This is a genomic window from Flavobacterium sp. AC274 (assembly GCF_979258275.1).
Map to the genome: position 1 here is coordinate 1,906,632 of NZ_OZ409852.1, position 18,834 is coordinate 1,925,465.

The window sequence follows — 18,834 nt, forward strand, 5'->3', positions numbered from 1 at the left end:
GACCCGGAGGGACACGCCCAAATTACTAAACTAACTAACCAATGAAAAATAAAAAAATAATAACGATTGGGGTTTTTGCCCTGTTTACAGTTGGAAATATGAATGCACAGAAAAAACCTTATTTAGATAAAAATAAAACCGTTGAGCAACGTATCGATTTGCTTTTGCCTTTGATGACGCTGGAAGAAAAAGTGGGACAAATGAACCAATACAATGGATTTTGGGATGTAACGGGTCCGGCTCCAAAAGGCGGAACAGCCGAACTGAAATATGAACATTTGCGAAAAGGATGGGTAGGATCGATGCTGACGGTTCGTGGCGTAAAAGAGGTTCGCGCTGTTCAGAAAATTGCGGTTGAAGAAACCCGTTTGGGAATTCCGTTGATTATTGGTTTTGATGTTATTCACGGTTATAAAACGTTAAGTCCGATTCCGTTGGCAGAAGCAGCGAGTTGGGATTTGGAAGCGATTAAAAAATCGGCGGCGATTGCGGCTGATGAAGCTTCGGCATCTGGAATAAACTGGACATTTGGACCTAATGTCGATGTTGCAAACGATGCGCGCTGGGGACGTGTTATGGAAGGTGCGGGTGAAGATCCGTATTTAGGAAGCAAAGTGGGTTACGCGAGAGTAAAAGGTTTTCAGGGTGAAACAACCGCTGATTTGGCTAAAGTAAATACGATTGCGGCTTGTGCGAAACATTTTGCAGCGTATGGTTATGTTGAAGCGGGATTGGAATATAATATTGTAGATATTAGTAATTCTAAATTATATAATTCGGTTTTACCGCCTTTTGAAGCTACTGTAGAGGCTGGAGTTCGAACATTTATGAATTCATTTAATACTTTGAATGGCGTTCCTGCAACGGGAAATGTTTTTTTGCAAAGAGACATTTTAAAAGGTAAATGGAAGTTTGACGGATTTGTAATTTCAGATTATGCTTCGATTCGCGAAATGATCGCCCACGGTTATGCAAAAGACGAAGCCGATGCAACTGCAAAAGCCGTTATTGCTGGTTCTGATATGGATATGGAGTCGTATTTGTATGTGGCGAAATTGACTGGTTTAGTAAAAGAAGGAAAAGTAAAAGAAGCTTTGGTTGATGATGCCGTCCGCAGAATTCTTCGCGTGAAATTTGAATTGGGATTATTTGATGATCCGTACCGATATTGTGACGAGAAACGCGAAAAAGAAGTTGTGGGAAGTAAAGCAAACAATGAAGGCGTTTTAGACATGGCCAAAAAGTCGATTGTATTGTTGAAAAACGAAAAGAATTTGCTTCCGCTAAAGAAATCAGGACAAAAAATTGCTTTGATTGGGGCTTTGGCAAATGATAAAAATAGTCCGCTTGGAAGCTGGAGAATTGCGGCTGATGATAATACGGCGGTTTCGGTTTTAGAAGGAATGCAGCAATATAAAGACAATCAATTAACTTTTGAAAAAGGTGTCGATTTATTATCTCAAAAAGCTACTTTCCTGACAGAAACAGTTTTTAATACAACAGATAAAAGCGGATTTGAAGCAGCAAAAACTGCAGCGAAAAATGCCGATGTTGTGGTTATGGTTTTGGGAGAATACGGTTTTCAAAGCGGTGAGGGAAGAAGCAGAACAGATTTGAATTTGCCGGGATTACAACAAGAATTATTAGAAGAAACTTATAAAGTGAATCCGAATATAGTTTTGGTTTTAAATAATGGTCGTCCGTTAAGTATTCCGTGGGCTGCAGAGCATGTTCCGGCAATTGTTGAAGCGTGGCAATTGGGAACTCAAACCGGAAATGCCGTGGCGCAGGTTTTATACGGAGATTATAATCCGAGTGGAAAACTGCCAATGTCTTTCCCTAGAAATGTAGGTCAGGTACCGATTTATTACAACAAATACAGTACTGGAAGACCAATTGACAGCGATAAAAACGTTTTTTGGTCGCATTATATGGATGTGGAGAAAACGCCTCAATTTCCGTTTGGTTTTGGATTGAGTTATACCAAATTCGATTATAAAGATTTAAAAATAAATAAAACGGCTTTTGCCAAAGGAGAAAATGTTCAGGTTAGCGTTGCCGTTACCAACTCTGGAAATTATGATGGAAAAGAAGTCGTACAATTATATATTCACGATGAATTTGCCAGTATAGTTCGCCCGATAAAAGAATTGAAAGGTTTTGAATTGGTAAACCTGAAAAAAGGAGAAACTAAAACGGTAACTTTTACTTTAACCAATAAAGAACTTGGCTTTTATGATAATGAAGGAAATTATTTAGTTGAGCCGGGAACTTTTAAAATCATGGTTGGAGGAAGTTCTGATCAAGGTTTGGAGAGTGGTTTTGAGATAAAAGAATAGTTTTTGCCACGAAGGCGCTAAGACGCGAAGTTTTTAATCTCGCAGAGGCGCAAAGGCGCAAAGTTTTTTTCGCCATGAATTCACGAATTGATTGTTTAAAAATTCGTGAATTCGTGGCGATTTCTTTTTTAGTGAGTTATCTTATTTAATAAATTTCTAGAATCATCAATTCGTCATTCAAAATAAACGATTCAATAATTTCCTTTTTTGAAATTAGAAGCTCAGCAATTTGCTTTGTGTTTTTATTGAAGGTTTTTAAAATTATTACTTTTGGAGGAGCTCCTTTTAAAAGTAATAATTTTTCAAAATCGTCATCATGTGTAAGTATTGTAAAATCATTTTTTTTGGCGAATTCCCAAATTTCAATATCTTTTGCTGGTTGAGGTAGTTTGATTTCATTAGAATGCAAACAATCCGAAAAATCATTTGCTATAAGTTTAATTATTCTCCATGAAATATTGGCATCCAAAAGTAATTTCATTATGCTGCAATTATTTTTGTGATGTTTTCTCTATTTGCAGCAAAAGCCAGAGCAGCAAGAATATCTTCTTTTTTTAATTCAGGAAAATCTTCAATAATTTCTTCAAAAGACATTCCGGTTGAAAGCCATGAAAGAATATCTGCAACACAAATTCGGGTTCCGGTAATTACAGGTTTTCCAAATCGGATATCAGGATTAATTGAAATTAAATTTTGCCAGTTATTTTCCATGATTTTTTTATTTAAACAAATTTACAAAAATAAAGCACTATTTGCTTTTAAAATAATACGGTTTGTTTTTACCTTTAAAACCTATTAAACTTTCAACCTTTAAAATACAATAATGAAATATAACAGATGTGGAAAAAGCGGGTTATTATTACCTGAAATTTCTTTAGGATTATGGCATAACTTCGGATCGGTAGATAATTTTGATAATGCTGAAAGTATTGCAGTAGAGGCTTTTGATAAAGGAATCACTCATTTTGATTTAGCCAATAATTACGGTCCGGTTCCGGGATCTGCTGAAACTAATTTTGGTAAAATCCTTTGGCATAATTTTCAGGGAAATCTGCGTGATGAAATCATCATTTCGACCAAAGCCGGCTACACTATGTGGGATGGACCTTATGGCGATTGGGGTTCCCGAAAATATTTGCTGTCAAGTTTAGATCAAAGTTTAAAGAGAATGAAAGTCGATTATGTCGATATTTTTTATTCGCATCGACCAGATCCCGAAACGCCAATTGAAGAAACCATGCAGGCTTTAGATTACGCCGTAAGAAGCGGAAAAGCATTGTATGTTGGAATCAGTAATTATTCGGCAGAGCAAACGCGTGTTGCAGTTGATGTTTTAAAACAATTAGGAACGCCATGTTTAATTCATCAGGCAAAATACTCCATGTTAGAGCGTTGGGTTGAAAACGGTTTACTAGATGTTCTGGAAGAAAAAGGAGTAGGCTGCATTGCATTTTCGCCTTTGGCACAAGGACTTTTAACAGATAAATATTTAAACGGAATTCCGGAAAACTCAAGAGCGCATAACCCAAACGGGCATTTAAAAGAAAATGAGGTTACAGCAGAAAGAATTCAGAAATTAGTTCAGCTGAATGAAATTGCTAAAAATAGAAACCAATCTTTAGCACAAATGGCTTTGGCCTGGCTGATGAAAGACAAACGAATTACCTCAGTTTTAATTGGCGCAAGTTCTGTAAAACAGTTAAATAATAATATTGATTGTCTGCAAATTTTTGATTTTACATCAGATGAATTGAATGCGATTGAAAGCATTTTGAAATAATTTATTACAATATTCAAACCCGACAGGTTTTTAAAACCTGTCGGGTTTTACACGTAACGTTGAATTGAATATTATTTTATAATCATTGCCAAACCGCCACCACTTGCCAATTTATATTTTAATTTCGTGTTAGAATCAACCGTAATAATTTCTCTTTTATAATCGTTTGCAGCTTTATCAGCATTTAATCCATCAGAGAAAATTTCAGCTTCGAATTTTTTGCCTTTTTGAAGGAAAGAAAAATCAATTGTTATTTCTCGTGAATCCCAGTTGGTAATGGAGCCTAAATACCAGGTGTTTTCTTTTCTTCTGGCAATTGTTACAAACTTTCCAACTTCGCCATTTAAGGAAACTGTTTCATCAAAAGTAGTCGGAACTTTAGCAATAAAATCAGTGCTTTCCTTTTCCTTCATATAAGCTGTCGGACTATCGGCCATCATTTGCAAAGGCGCTTCAAAAATGGTGTAAAGTGCCAGCTGATGACATCTCGTTCCCTGACTTACTGGATTAGAATGACTCGGTTTGAATTCGCTTTTTGTGGCATTTCGCATTGCGCCCGGTGTGTAATCCATTGGACCGGCCATCATTCTGATAAATGGAATTGTTGTATCGTATAACGGAACATCGTCGTTTGGTGTCCATTTATTGTTTTCTAATCCTTTTACGCCTTCAAAATTTAGAATATTCGGATAAGTTCTCTGAATTCCTGTTGGTTTATACATACCGTGAAAATCCAAAAGCAATTTGTGATTGGCTGCTTTTTGAGCAATATCATAAACTGAATTTACCATTTTGGCATCATCACGATCAATAAAATCAACTTTAAAACCTTTGATTCCGAGTTTGGCGTAATTCTCAAAAATACCATCAATGTTATTATTTAACGCCATCCACGAACTCCACAAAATAATACCAACGTTTCGTTCTTTCGCGTAGGCGATTAAAGCTTCTAAATCTACATTAGGATTGTGTTTCATAATGTCGGTTTCTACACTCCAGCCTTCATCCAAAACCACATATTCGACTTTGTTTTTTGAGGCAAAATCAATGTAATATTTATACGTTTGGGTATTGATTCCGGCTTTGAAATCGATATTATAAATGTTCCAGTCGTTCCACCAATCCCAGGCTACTTTTCCGGGTTTTATCCACGAAACGTCTTTTATTTTTGAAGGTTCAGCTGATTTCTGAACCATATCATTATTAGCTAAAGCCGCATCATTTTCAGAAATCACAATCGCTCTCCACGGAAAAGCTCGGGTTCCTTTGGTTTTAACCAAATAATCAGCTCTTTCAGTAATTAATTTGTTGAGGTTGTTAAAGCCACCGTTTGTTTCTTTTAACGGATATTTAGAAAAGCGTGATTCAAAACCAGATTTAGAACTATTATTCGTTACAAATAAACCCGGATAATCTTCTAAATTCGCCTCAAGAAAAACCGCTTTTTTACGATTTTTATAATCAATTAAAAAAGGTAGAAAGGCCAAAGTATCTTTTGCAAATTCGCTTATTTTTTTGTTCTCATAATGCGCTTCAAATGATGAAATAAATGGATCTTTCGGATTTCTTAAATCACGAACATACGGCATTAAAGAATTATAATCCTGATCGAAATTCAAAATAACTTCTTCAGATATTACTGTAATTTCTTTTTTCTTTCTGGTAATAAAACGATACGCAGCGCCATCGTCAAAAACACGATATTCAATACTAAAATCATTTTTAAAATCTAAAACCAGTTGATTGTATTTATTTTGAACCGATTTCTTTTTGTAAAACGGAGTTTCAAATGAAGCATCAACACTTTCTTTTTTCGAATTTATAACTACAGCATTTTTTCCTAAAACAGTATTTCCTTCTAAAGTCATTGACATTTCAGAAGGCGCCAAAATCAAATCTTTTTCATGAGAAATTGTCCAAGAAATTTTATCATTTACAACAATTTTAATTTCAATTTTTCCGTTAGAAGAATTCAAAACAAAGTCTTGTTTCTTCTGTGAAAAAGAAAGGTTTAAGAAAAAGAAACAAAAAAGAGCCAATAGATTTTTCATGTTGGAATATTTTTCACCATATAAGTGATATAAGTTCATTTAGTTAATCGCGCAAAGTTCAGCTTATAATCTCTTAAATGAACTTATATGGTTTAAAATTTTAACTACTTCAATTGTTTATTGTATTTTTTCACAATTTCCAAAGTCGATTTATCTCCATTAAAAACAGAATTTAAACCCTGCGGTTCTTGCGGAGGATCTGTTGTTAGGGGTTCGCCGGGATTCCATTTTCCAGTTTCGTTTACCGCTTTTCCTTCGCCACCGTATCCCCAGAAATTTGCTGCTTGTAAAGGACCGCCATTTTTATGACTTTCCAGAACTCTTCCAAAAATATAACTGTAAAACTGATCGCGATAAACAGAAGAAGCACCCGCATTCAAATTTTCATTTTCTCTTGGTAAACCAAATTCTTCAATAATAATTGGTCTTTTTAAATTATTAGCCACCTTAATATGATCGTCAATATATTTCCCTGCATTTTCGATTGTTTTTGGCATTGTGGTTTCAGTATTTTCTGCTTTAAACCAATTCCAGTTTTTTGGCCAGATATGCATCGTCAAATAATCGATATTCGGATTCTGGTGTGTACGTTCAAAAATTTCCATACTGTCATTCGAACTGTTTTTTCCTCAGAACCAGTCGAAACCAAATGGTTTTTATCTAAGCTATCAATCAAATTCACAATATTATTTAGCCAAATCGTAAATTTTGTTTCGTTTTCAACCGTAAAAAGTCTTGGTTCATTCCCAACCTGCCACGCCATAATGGTGTTGTCTTCGTTATATTTCTTTTTAGAATAGTTGTTTGTTCTTCCAATAATAAATTTCACATGATCTTCCAGAGCTTTCATACAAGGTTCACAACTATGAAATTGTTCGGTATACGACATAAATTGCGGCCAGGTATTTGGAGCAATATTCGGAACCGGAATTGCGCCTTTGCCATTCCATTCCAGATATTGAGACATTCCGCCAGACCATTCCCAGTTATTCGTCAAATACAAAACCGCATACATTTTACGTTTGCTCATTTCAGCAATCAAAAAATCCAGTCCGTCAAGCAAATCATCATCATATTTTCCCTGTTGATATTGCAACGCCGGTCGAACCGTAAAATCGTATTTTCCGCCATCGGCACCAACCAAAATACGCAAATTATCGATTCCGTTTTTCTGCATCAAATCCAGTTCGCGAAGCAATCTTTTTCGGTCGCCCACTTTTTTTGAAGCCAGCAAACTTCCGTACCAATAATTTGTTCCAATGTAGGCATATGGTTTGTTGCCTTTATAAAATTGCGTTCCTTTTACCGTAATTCTTTCCTGCGCGTTACAAGCGACTACAGAAAAAAATAAAGCTAATCCGAAGGTTTTTAAAAATGTGTTTTTCATTATTATCTTTTTTAGGAGCTATTTCCTGCTATCCGTTACAATCTTTTGTTCCATTTCATTTCACAAAAGGATTTTCACTTCTATCAGGGCTATGGCTTTAGGTTTCATAAGAAGTTCTTTTTTGTCAGTTTCGTTAATTGATTCCAATTCCACTGTTTTGTCATTCCGAGGAACGAGGAATCTCCGCAAGTAACTCCATCCAGAGAATCGCCAATCTTTGTCGAGCTTCTTACGAAGATTCCTCGTTCCTCGGAATGACAAAAAAACAAAAAATAAGAATAAATCTGTGTAAATTAGTTTTAATCCGTCAAATCCGCGTGCTATTTCTGTACTAATTTACTTCGGCAATTCATACATTTTCGGCAACGAATTCACCAATGCCGATTTTGGCTTTGTTGCAAATGTTTTAAAATCAGCTGCATTCGAAACAGCACCATTCGGAACATAATAACCGTCAGTGTTGTTATTCCAGAACATTACATAACTGATTTCTACGCTATTTGATGTTAACGCACTATATAAATAATACGAAAACCAATCCGTTATAGGCGAATTAGAACTTGTAACGCGAAAACCAGTTTCTGACAAAGCGGCGATTTTTACTTTCGTTTTCGCCAGATCAGAAATAGTTTTTAGTTTCAAATTTGCTTTTGCAGCTCCGGCAGAACCTTGATTATCAAAATCTCCGTAATTATCCATTGCCAGAATATCTACATATTTATCTCCTGGATATCGGCTTAAATAATTGGTTTCTGTAGTATAGGAGTTGTCAGGCGAAAATGCATATAAAATGTTGTGAACTCCTTTTGTGTTTTTCAAATAATCAACCGTAAATTGATACGCGGTTTTGTATTCATCAGCAGTACAAAAATTAGCGCCCCACCAAAACCAGCTTCCGTCAAATTCATGAAATGGCCTAAAAATTACTGGAATCAATTCTCCATTTGCGCCTTTTAAATTTAAAACAACGCTGGCAACTTTATCGAGTTTTTTCTTGTACCATTCGTGATTTGCTCCGCCAGGCAAAATACTTTTAAAAGCAGTGGTTTTTTGTTCCGATGTCATATCGGCAGCATAAAAAGAATCTTCATTGTTAGGTTCTCTCAAATGCCAGCTAAAAGTATTTATCATGCCTTTGGCGTAAGCAACTTTCACATCATTTGTAATTTTTAATTCTTGTTGATAAAACCAGTTATCAGCCTGATTATTGTTGTTTTTATCGGTAATAAACATAAAATCAGAACCCAAAACGGCTGGATCAAAACCTGTATTTTTCTTAATGTCAGAGTCGCCCGCAGCATCTTGGTAAAAACTATTAAAAGCATCTTGCTGACCAATAGCAACTTTTGTTTTTGCAAGTATTTTTAAGTTATAAAATAAAGCTATAGTTTCTTTAGTTGCATTAGCATCAACCATATAATTGGTAACATTTTGCGTTGTCAAAGCATCATCCTGCACAGGAGGATCTACGATGATTTCATTATCTGTTTCTTTATCCGAAGAACAATTTATAAAAGCCAAAACAAAAAGACTTAAAAATGCTATTTTGAGAAAAGTACTTTTCATTTTTATGCTGTTTTAATGCGGTGAATAAGTTCCATACAAGCCCGGCTATTATGATACGGACATTTCCAGAATCCGGCTTTGTCTTTTTCAATAAGGGAATTATCGCGGTAAATTCCCCAAAACCATTCGCCATTTTTAGTGTCCAGAATGTGGTTTTTTATAAAATCCCAGTTTTTTAAAACTATGTCTAAATAAATTTCATTTCCTGTTAATTGATAAGCGTTGTAAAAGCCAATTAAAGCTTCGGCCTGAACCCACCAGTGTTTTTCGGCAATTAATTCATTCTTTTCGGGATCAAATTCGTACCATAAACCGCCGTCAGTATCTAAACCTTCTTTGGTCACTTCTGCCATTTGAATGGCGTGTTTTTTGTAATTGGCGATTAAATTTTCATCTTCAGAAATTTCGGCGCATTGCAGCAAAAGCCACGCTGCCTCGATGTCATGACCGTATGAAATTACATCTGGTTTTTCGATCCAGTTTTCATCAAAAAACAAACGTAAATGTCCGGTTTCGGTATTGATGAAATGTTCTTCTATAGTTTGTAATAATTCGACAATATCTTTTTGAAGGGTTTTGTCCTTCCAAACCTTAAACAAATTTGCGTATGCTTCAACAATGTGCAAATGTGTGTTCATTGTTTTTTTTCGTTGGCATCTTTTTCACTCAAACGCAAATCATCGATAGATTGCCAATCTCTTGTAAAAGCTTCCAGATAGCCTTTTTTTATTGGGTCGTAACTATTTTTCTTTATTCTTAAATATAAATTTATTGCTATTGCCAAAGCTTTTTCATCTTTAGAAATAGCATAATATTCAGACAGTCCGTAAATGGCAAAAGCTAAAGCGTAGATTTGATTTTTTGTGTCCTTTGGTGATTTATCAACATTGATACTCCAAAATAATCCGCCAAATTCAACATCATAAAAATAGGCTGAAAGAAACTCAAAAGCGCGTTTTGCAATTTCTTTATGTTCTTCATTTTTTGTGATTTGATAACTTGACGAAAACGACCATAAAATTCTGGCGTTTAAAACAGAACCTTTTTCTGCATCTTCAATAACATTTTCATCGTTATCAATCTGACCAATAAAACCACCATTTTTAGTATCGATTGAATTTTTCGACCAATAGTCTAAAATTGAATCCAATTCAGCTGATAATTCGGTTTTAAGTTGCTTTAGTTTTGTTGACACGGTGAATTATATTGCGTTATTTTTTTCAATTTGATTGATGATCGTTTTTACAGATCCTGCAGAAATAAAAGTATCTGCGGGAGCATTGGTAACATAATCAACCAGTTTTGCAACTGATGAAACGGCCACATGCATTCTCGTATCTGATGAAGCATAATAGATGTAAACAGTTCCATCAGTATCTTCAATCCATCCGTTTGAGAATAAAACATTCGATACATCGCCAACTCTTTCAATGCCTTCAGGCCCCATAAAATGACCTGCTGGAACGTGTGTTACTTTTGTAATATCATGCAAATCTGTCATGAACATATAAAGTGTGTAGCGTAAACCTGCAGCGGTATTACGAACGCCGTGCGCTAAATGCAGCCAGCCTTTTTCTGTTTTGATAGGAGCAGGACCAAGACCATTTTTCAATTCGTAAATGGTATGATATTGTTTTCCGAAGATGATTTTTTCATCCTTAACAATTGGGTTTGTCATATCTTCAATATAACCTAAGCCAATTCCGCCACCGGCACCAACATCAATAAATCCATCTTGCGGACGTGTGTATAAGGCATATTTTCCGTTTACGAATTCAGGATGTAAAACCACGTTGCGCTGTTGTCCGGTATTTGAAATTAAATCGGGCAATCTTTCCCAATTTACTAAATCTTTTGAGCGTACGATTCCGGCATTGGCTACAGCCGAACTGGTATCCCCTTTTGGTGCTTTTGGATCTTTCCTTTCAGTACAAAAATACCGTAAACCCAACCGTCTTCATGATTGATCAAACGCATATCATAAACGTTGGTGTCCGGTTCTTCAGTTTGTGGAATTACACATGGTTTTTCCCAGAACTTAAAATTATCGATACCGTTTGGACTTTCCGCTATAGCGAAAAAAGATTTTCTGTCAATTCCTTCAACACGAACGGCCAGTAAATATTTTCCGTTCCACTTGATGGCTCCGGCATTAAAAGCGGCATTCATGCCAATTCGTTCCTGTAAAAACGGATTTGTTTTTTCGTTGAGGTCAAAACGCCAGTTTAATGGTACGTGAGCTGCTGTCACAACCGGGTTTTTGTAACGTTCATATATACCGTTTCCTGCCTGATCCTGAGGCTTATTTTTTTGCTCAATCAGTGTTGTATGTTCTTTTTCTAATGCTATTTTTCTGTCTTTAAAAATAGTCGAAGATGTTATTGTAGTCATATAAATCGATTTCTGTATCCGTAATATTTTAATTAGTCAGGTCTCTTTTTTCATTTAAATCCTGTTCGATCGTTTGAAGTTTTTCTTCAGATAAAGGATAGAAAAAATAAAAGCGACTGATATAAATGCTGCCAGGGCAGGAAGTATGCTTAACATTAATTGAATTCCGTTTTGAGTTGCGACGGTTTGTTCTACGTTGGCCTGAAAACCAAAATATCCTAAAAGCCATCCTGCTCCCGCACCACCAATGGTCCAGCCAAATTTTTGTGACATTGAGGAGGCAGAGAAAACCAAACCTGTGGCTCTGCGGCCTTGTTTCCACTCTGAATAATCGGCACTATCTGCATACATAGACCAGATTAAAGGGAAAATACAACCCGCACAAATGCTTATTAAAATCTGGAAACTCATGATTAAGAAAACATCTTCTTTTCCGAAGAAATAGAAAACTAGACTTAAAAGTGCGGCCAAAGCCATAGCACCAAAAAAGGTTTTCTTTTTGCCAATTTTATTTGCAATTGGCGTTGCAATTATAACTCCGATGATATTTGCTGCTTGTCCTAGAACCAAATAAATAGAAGTTGGCGTCATATGAAAATCGGTTCCGAAAAGTGAAAAATCGAAGTTTACACTGCTGCTTATATAATATTTAAAGTAATAAACGGCTGCTCCATCACGAATGGAATTGAAAACCAAAGCGCCAATTCCGGCTCCGAGTAAAATCCACCACGGTTTATTTTGTAGCAGATCTTTTAAGTCTTCTTTTAAATTCGCTTGTTCATCATCAATTGGTTTTACTCTTTCTTTGGTAAAGAAAAAACATCCCCAGAAAAAGCTGTTGTTATAACTCCAAAAACGGAAATTGTTGCCAGCCAGCCTGTTTTGGAGTTTAGGCTTCCGCCGAAATATTGTACTAAAGGTTCGATTAGCCAAAGTGCCAAAAGACTTCCGCCAAAGGCAAAAACCATTCTGTAAGATGATAATGTGGTTCTTTCTTTTCTGTCAGATGACATTACGCCTAAAAGTGATGCATATGGCACATTGATTAAAGAATAAATCATCATCATGGCCGAGTACGTTACGTAAGCGTAGATTATTTTCCCTTTTTCGTCAAAATCAGGTGTGTAAAAAGTTAATACGCCAATTACGGCAAAAGGCACGGCAACCCATAATAAATAGGGTCTGAATTTTCCCCATTTGCTTTTTGTTCTGTCGGCAATGATTCCCACAATCGGATCAAAACAAGAATCCCAGATTCTGGTAATCAAAAACATGGTCCCTACAACGGCAGGCGCCAATCCGAAAACATCGGTATAGAAAAATAAAAGATACATACTGAAAATTTTCCAGAACATGGATGATGCAGCATCTCCAAGACCGTAACCTATTTTTTCTTTTAAACTAATTTTATCGTGCATTTAGGTTTTTTTTATTGGTTGTAATTTAGATTTGGTTAGTTGTTGTGATTTCTATGTGTTGAATTTTTAGCACGCGGATGACACGGATTTAAGCGGATTTTTAATTTTTAATTCTCAATTTTTATTGATATCCTTCTCAAATAAAGTTTTGTCCAAATTATAAAAATCAACAAAATCTTTCTCACTTATTTGTCCGGTATAGGGTGCGTAATAATGCATTTTTTGTTCTTTTTCCTGCCAGCCGTGATTTCGCCATAATAAAACATACGATATTTTATAATCCCCAATGGCTTTAAGTAAAGTTCCTGTCCACCATTTTGGATCAGGAATTGCTTCATAGCCTGCTTCTGCAACAGCAATTAATTTGTGCTTTTCAATGCCAATTTCGTTAATGATTTTCAGCTGATTTTGAACTTCGGTGATGAATTTTTGTCCCTCTTTGTCGTCATTATTCTGATAAGAATCAAAGCTTATCATATCTGCGTAATTGTCTCCGGGATAATGAGCTAAAAAATCTTCTTTTGTGTTGAAACTGCTTGTGTTGTAGACATAAATTAGGTTGTGAACTCCTTTTTTCTGTAAATATTCAAAGGTAAATTTCCATGCAGCTTTAAATTCTTCCGGCGTGCAGTTTCCTTTTCCCCACCAAAACCAACCACCGGTAAGTTCGTGATAGGGTCTAAAAAGAACCGGAATGTTTTTTCCTTTTTTATCTTTTAAGGATAACAAATAAGCGGCAGCTTTATCTAGCCAAATGGTAAACTTCTGATTATTTTCTCCGCCTGGTAAAATTGTTTTCAATGAATTTGGGGTGTTGTCCCAAGCACTTTTTCCAGTTGCAGGATTGTCAAAATGCCAGCTTATAGTTGTAATTCCACCTCTTTCGTGACTTTGTTCTATATATTGCTTCATTTTGGCAAATGGAATTCCGTCGATATTATTAGGGCTGTCTTTCTCCAGACCCGCTAAGTCCCAGCCATAAACTCCGGGATAATCTCCAACAACATCTTTTATATCGCTTCTGCCATCTTCATATTTCCACTTTACGCCATAAGCAAGATCGTCCTGATGCCCAAAAAGAAATCCTTTCTGACTTAGTTTATTAAGTTTTTTGTATAAAGAAATGGTTTCAGGTGTTGCTTTTTGATCTGAAAGTGACAAATTAGTATTAGCCTTATTATTTTGAGAAGAACAAGAACCGCCTATAAATACTGCAATTATTAGGGTTATTATGTTTTTTTTCATTTTAGAATTAGTTGTTTTCCTGTAATATGATATAAAAAGGCAAATTAATAATGACTTTTTTATAGTTCAATTTTTGATCTTTAATTTGATATTGTTTTTTGTATAAAATTATTAAAACTTTAAAAAGATATAATATTAAAAATGATTAATGTTTATTATTGATGTAGTTTTTGAAATAATGATAATTCTATTTTTCAAAGATAAACGGATGTTTATCGTCTATTTAATATTATTTTATCAATTATATATCATATTATTGCAAATAAAAAAATCGAATATCATTTTATAAAACAGTTTTCAGGATGAGTAATGCTAAGAATTTTTACAGAGAAATTGCTCCGCTTTCTGCGGGAGACAGCTTTTTGGTGTTTGACAGAGTAAAAGATAATTTTGATTTTCCGGTGCATTATCATCCTGAATTTGAAATCAATTTTATTTTAAATGGAAAAGGAGTGAAGCGGGTTGTTGGAGATAATATTGAGGAAATTGACAATGTCGAACTGGTTTTAATTGGCCCAAATTTATATCACGGCTGGGAACTTAATAAATGTACAAGCAAAAAAATCCACGAAATTACAATTCAGTTTCATAATGATTTATTTCATGAATCTTTATTGTCGAGACGAATTATGAATCCGATCCGTGATATGTTTAATCGATCGATTCATGGTATTTTATTCTCTAAAAAAGTTACTGAAGAATTAACGCCAAGACTAGTAAAGCTCTCAAAACTAGATGGTATGGACTACTTTTTGGAAATTACTTCCTTATTATATGATTTGGCAAATTCCAGAAATCAGCGACTGCTTTCTACTTATACAGTAGATTATGATACGTTTGATGATTATGATAAAATGAAAGTGGTTTATGAATATGTGCAAAAACATTTTGCTGAAAAGATCACCTTAGAGGATGTTGCTAATGTTGCGAGCATGTCTATTATTTCATTTAACCGATTCATTAAAAAACGCACCGGGAAAACTTTTGTCAATTATATCAATGATATTAGGATAGGATATGCGGCTCGCTGGCTGGTTGAAAAAGACATGAGCGTTTCTGAAGTTGCTTTTAAATCAGGCTTTAATAATATTGCCAACTTCAATCGTAGTTTTAAAGCTACTAAAAATTGTACACCAAGTCAGTATAGGGAAGATTTTTCTGGATTAAAGCGAATTTTATAGTGATACTTTTTTGCACAAACAAATATTATTTTTAACGAAAACGTTTGCATTTCGCTTATTCGTTAATTTTTATTTATAATTTCAAGTTGTTTAAGGGTAGGTCGTTGCGAATAATGCAAAAAAGATTCATTTTATTTTTCATATATGTTTTTTTAAAGCGCTATAGTAAAAATATTATCATCAAATGATATAATACTATTAATTTAATCGTTTCTTGTGTTATAGATTTGTTAAATAATTTAGAAAGTAAACCACAACCCTTTTACTGAATTATGAAGAACAAATTTAAACTAACCAAACATTTATTATGAAAAGACTAATGACTAACTTCATTCATTGGAACGCTAACCACAGATTAGTTCCTTTGATTTTATTCTTGTTACTGACATGTAATTTTGTTACGGCTCAGGTAAAAGTAACAGGAATAGTTTCTGATGCTCAGGGACTTTCTATACCCGGAGCCAATATAATGGTCGTAGGAAGTAAAATTTCTGCCTCTACAGATTTTGATGGAAATTATTCTATTGATGTGCCTGCAAATTCAAATATTTCGGTTTCATTTATTGGATACGTTTCCCAAACTATAAACGTTAAAAGCGGAGGTAAAATAAATGTTGTTCTAAAGCTTAGTGCTGAAGATTTGCGTGAAGTACTTGTAAACGTAGGATATAGAAGCCAGAAACGAAAAGATGTTGCAGGTTCAATTTCTACTGTAACAGCCAAAGATTTTAAAGATTCCCAACAAGTTACGGTAGAACAATTATTGCAAGGACGAGCTGCAGGTGTTGTAGTTACAAATAACTCTGGCAGGCCAGGAGGAAATGTTTCTGTAAAAATTCGTGGTGCTGCCTCTTTAGGCGGATCAAATGAACCTTTGTATATTGTAGATGGGCTTCCTATTTCAGGAGATGCAACAAATCAGTCAACTGGAGGAACAATTGTAAGTGGTTATATAGGTACAAATACAGGTTCTGTAACCAATAGCCCACTAGCTTTTTTGAATCCTAGTGATATTGAAACCATGGATATTTTAAAAGATGCCGGAGCAACTGCAATTTATGGTTCAAGAGCTTCAAACGGAGTTGTAATTATTACGACTAAAAGAGGTAAAAAAGGTACAGGAAAAATAACTTATGACACAGCACTTTCTACTCAAAAGGTTACGAGATTGCTGGATACAATGAATTTAAGCCAATACGCCACACAGCAAAATGCATTGGCAAGTTATTATGGTGTTGCGCCAAGAGATGAGTTTGCAGTACCTTCTGTTTTGGGTAGTGGGACAAACTGGCAGGACGAAATATACAGAACTGCTTTAATGAACAGTCACCAATTGTCTTTTTCAGGAGCAAAAGATAACAATAATTATTATATTTCTGGTGGATATTTAAATCAGGAAGGTGTTGTTATTGGATCTGATTTTAAAAGATATACTTTTAAAACTAATCTGGAATCAAAGGTAAAAGATTGGTTAACAATGGGCGTTTCTATAACAGCTGGTATAACAAATCAAAATATAACTATCGAAGGCTATAGCGACGGTATTATTGGTACTACAATATTATCGACTCCTGATGTTGCGGTTAAAAATTTAGACGGAACTTATGCTGGTCCGCCAAAAGACGGATCGCAGGGAGCCTGGATTAATCCGGTTGCAAGTACTTTGATGAATACCAATAAATTAGTTCAAAAGAATTTTCAGGGTAATTTTTATTCTACCATTAGATTGGCTAAAGGATTGGATTATCGTTTTGATTTTGGTGGTTCTACCAATATTCAAAATTTTGATGGATTTCAGCCTACTTATACATGGGGAGCAGCTGTAAATAAAGTTAATCATCTTCAGGAAAGAGCGAATACCTGGTATGGTTTAACGCTTAAAAATATGTTGACGTACAATACTTCTTTAGGAAAACATAATTTTACTTTAATGGGGATTCAGGAAGCAAACGATTCTCATTGGTTTGGCGGAAGCCAGTCTATAAGCGGATTGTTAAGTAATGATGTACACTCTATAAACCTTGGAGATCAAAAGACTTTGGTAGCGAGCGAATATAAAGGTGCAAATGCTTTGTACTCTTTTGCAGGTTCTCTTAACTATAATTATGACAATAAATATTATTTGCAGGCTACAATAAGAGCTGACGGTAGTTCTAATTTTGCAGAAGATAAAAGATGGGGTTACTTTCCTTCGATTTCAGGATTTTGGAAATTGTCTAATGAGAAATTCATGGAAGGAACAAAAGACTTTGTAGATAATATTAAATTGAAAGCAAGTTATGGAGAAACAGGAAACCAAAATATTAGCGGCGGATTATACGCTTCTAACATCCAAACCATTAAATCGGCTTTAGGAAATTTCTTTACGGCAGGTAATATTGCGAATCCTGATTTGACATGGCAAACGGCAGAAGATACCAATCTGGGATTAGAGTTTAGTTTGTTTAAATCTAAATTAAATGCAAGTGTAGATGTATATAGAAAACAATCATCAGGATTTTTGTTTGTATTGCCTTTGCCAACTTATGTTACAGGTTTAGAACAATATCAAGGTGGTTTGGCGGCTCCTACAGTAAACTTAGGAAGTTTAAGAAATGAAGGTATCGAAGCTACTTTAAAATATTCTAACAATTTTAGTAAAGATTTTTCTTGGGATGCTACGGTTACATTCGCAAAAAACAACAATAAATTATTGAGTCTGGTTGATAACTTTGACTTAATTAAAGATGTTCAGGTTAATGGTTATACCACAAAAACGGTAACAAAAAGTGAAGTTGGTCAGCCAATAGGTCAGTTTTACGGCTATCAAACGGTTGGAATTATCAGAACAAATGAGCAATTGGCAAATGCACCAATTCCATTTACAGGAAACAAAGCAGTAAAAAGTGTTTTGGGAGATGTTGAGTATGTAGATCAAAACAAAGACGGATTGATTGATGAAAAAGATTTGACTTATATTGGAAATCCGGCACCTAAATTTACTTATAATTTCTCGAATTCATTTAGATACAAAAATCTTGATCTTACCATTTTCCTTACAGGATCTCAAGGTAATAAAGTAATGAACCTTACCAGAAGAGCTGCTACAAAAAATCAGCGTTTATATGAAAACCAATTGGCTGAAGCTGCTGATTTTTGGACCCCGGATAATCCGAATGCTAAATATCCGAGACCTGATGGTGGAGACGGACATCCAAATATTGCAATTTCTGACCGTTATGTTGAAGATGGTTCTTATTTGAAAATTTCGCAATTAACTTTCGCTTACAGCTTACCATCGGATGTTATTTCTAAAACTAAATTAAGTAAACTTAGATTTTATGCAAGTGTTCAAAATTTATACACTTTCACAAAATACACGGGTTATGATCCGGAGATTGGAGATTATAACCAAAATGCTTTATTGAGCGGGATTGATTCCGGACGTTACCCAACGAACCGAACAATTACTTTAGGAATGAATGTAGAATTTTAAT

17 protein-coding genes are annotated in these 18,834 nt (G+C 34.9%); 4 read left to right on the forward strand and 13 right to left on the reverse strand.

The annotated features are described in order from the left end of the window. Nucleotides 1-41: 41 nt before the first annotated feature. Nucleotides 42-2,339, forward strand: coding sequence for a beta-glucosidase BglX (gene bglX / locus ACZZZT_RS08985; protein WP_463460109.1), 2,298 nt, complete (start codon nt 42-44; stop codon nt 2,337-2,339). A 145-nt stretch (nt 2,340-2,484) separates the two neighbouring features. Here the strand turns inward: bglX and ACZZZT_RS08990 are convergent, their stop codons facing one another. Together ACZZZT_RS08990 and ACZZZT_RS08995 are read right to left on the reverse strand one after the other, a co-directional pair. Then, nucleotides 2,485-2,820, reverse strand: coding sequence for a DUF5615 family PIN-like protein (locus tag ACZZZT_RS08990; RefSeq protein WP_463460110.1), 336 nt, complete (start codon nt 2,818-2,820; stop codon nt 2,485-2,487). Further along, nucleotides 2,820-3,050: a DUF433 domain-containing protein gene (locus tag ACZZZT_RS08995; RefSeq protein ID WP_463460111.1), complete on the reverse strand. Its 231-nt coding sequence runs from the start codon at nt 3,048-3,050 to the stop codon at nt 2,820-2,822. Before ACZZZT_RS08995 ends, ACZZZT_RS08990 begins: the two co-directional genes overlap by 1 nt. Before the next feature lie 112 nt (nt 3,051-3,162). Between ACZZZT_RS08995 and ACZZZT_RS09000 the strand changes: the two genes are divergently transcribed. Next, the gene (locus tag ACZZZT_RS09000; RefSeq protein ID WP_463460112.1) at nt 3,163-4,119 is read left to right on the forward strand and encodes an aldo/keto reductase; all 957 of its coding nucleotides are present in this window, start codon (nt 3,163-3,165) and stop codon (nt 4,117-4,119) included. A gap of 71 nt (nt 4,120-4,190) precedes the next feature. On the opposite strand, the gene ACZZZT_RS09005 is transcribed toward ACZZZT_RS09000, so the two are convergent. The 11 genes from ACZZZT_RS09005 to ACZZZT_RS09055 all read right to left on the reverse strand — a co-directional run bounded on the left by ACZZZT_RS09005 (nt 4,191) and on the right by ACZZZT_RS09055 (nt 14,177). Next, nucleotides 4,191-6,170 carry a glycoside hydrolase family 97 protein gene (locus ACZZZT_RS09005; RefSeq protein WP_463460113.1) on the reverse strand — a complete coding sequence of 660 codons (1,980 nt, stop codon included), beginning with the start codon at nt 6,168-6,170 and terminating at the stop codon, nt 4,191-4,193. A gap of 104 nt (nt 6,171-6,274) precedes the next feature. Next, a complete protein-coding gene (locus tag ACZZZT_RS09010; protein WP_463460114.1) occupies nt 6,275-6,775 on the reverse strand; it encodes a glycoside hydrolase 5 family protein in 501 nt (166 codons plus the stop codon). Further along, nucleotides 6,727-7,557, reverse strand: coding sequence for a glycoside hydrolase 5 family protein (locus tag ACZZZT_RS09015; protein ID WP_463460115.1), 831 nt, complete (start codon nt 7,555-7,557; stop codon nt 6,727-6,729). The genes ACZZZT_RS09010 and ACZZZT_RS09015 overlap by 49 nt, the downstream gene beginning before the upstream one ends. A gap of 336 nt (nt 7,558-7,893) precedes the next feature. After that, nucleotides 7,894-9,123, reverse strand: coding sequence for a glycoside hydrolase family 26 protein (locus tag ACZZZT_RS09020; RefSeq protein ID WP_463460116.1), 1,230 nt, complete (start codon nt 9,121-9,123; stop codon nt 7,894-7,896). Between the two features lie 2 nt (nt 9,124-9,125). Continuing rightward, nucleotides 9,126-9,761: an AGE family epimerase/isomerase gene (locus tag ACZZZT_RS09025; protein WP_463460117.1), complete on the reverse strand. Its 636-nt coding sequence runs from the start codon at nt 9,759-9,761 to the stop codon at nt 9,126-9,128. Continuing rightward, nucleotides 9,758-10,318 carry an AGE family epimerase/isomerase gene (locus ACZZZT_RS09030; protein WP_463460118.1) on the reverse strand — a complete coding sequence of 187 codons (561 nt, stop codon included), beginning with the start codon at nt 10,316-10,318 and terminating at the stop codon, nt 9,758-9,760. Before ACZZZT_RS09030 ends, ACZZZT_RS09025 begins: the two co-directional genes overlap by 4 nt. A 6-nt stretch (nt 10,319-10,324) precedes the next feature. Further along, nucleotides 10,325-11,074 (reverse strand): glycoside hydrolase family 130 protein, encoded by a 750-nt coding sequence (locus ACZZZT_RS09035; protein WP_463460119.1) that lies wholly within the window; start codon nt 11,072-11,074, stop codon nt 10,325-10,327. Next, entirely contained in the window at nt 11,002-11,514 is a 513-nt protein-coding gene (locus ACZZZT_RS09040; protein WP_463460120.1) for a hypothetical protein, read from the reverse strand. Before ACZZZT_RS09040 ends, ACZZZT_RS09035 begins: the two co-directional genes overlap by 73 nt. A 54-nt stretch (nt 11,515-11,568) precedes the next feature. Then, entirely contained in the window at nt 11,569-12,423 is an 855-nt protein-coding gene (locus ACZZZT_RS09045) for an MFS transporter (RefSeq protein ID WP_463462403.1), read from the reverse strand. Next, entirely contained in the window at nt 12,309-12,932 is a 624-nt protein-coding gene (locus tag ACZZZT_RS09050) for an MFS transporter (protein ID WP_463460121.1), read from the reverse strand. Before ACZZZT_RS09050 ends, ACZZZT_RS09045 begins: the two co-directional genes overlap by 115 nt. A 114-nt stretch (nt 12,933-13,046) precedes the next feature. Further along, on the reverse strand, nt 13,047-14,177 hold the full coding sequence (locus ACZZZT_RS09055; protein ID WP_463460122.1) for a glycoside hydrolase family 26 protein: 1,131 nt from the start codon (nt 14,175-14,177) through the stop codon (nt 13,047-13,049). Between the two features lie 302 nt (nt 14,178-14,479). Here ACZZZT_RS09055 and ACZZZT_RS09060 point away from each other — a divergent pair, with 302 nt between their 5' ends. Further along, nucleotides 14,480-15,358, forward strand: coding sequence for an AraC family transcriptional regulator (locus ACZZZT_RS09060; RefSeq protein ID WP_073395391.1), 879 nt, complete (start codon nt 14,480-14,482; stop codon nt 15,356-15,358). 307 nt (nt 15,359-15,665) lie between these two features. Then, nucleotides 15,666-18,833, forward strand: coding sequence for a SusC/RagA family TonB-linked outer membrane protein (locus tag ACZZZT_RS09065; RefSeq protein WP_463460123.1), 3,168 nt, complete (start codon nt 15,666-15,668; stop codon nt 18,831-18,833). Nucleotide 18,834 lies beyond the last annotated feature (1 nt).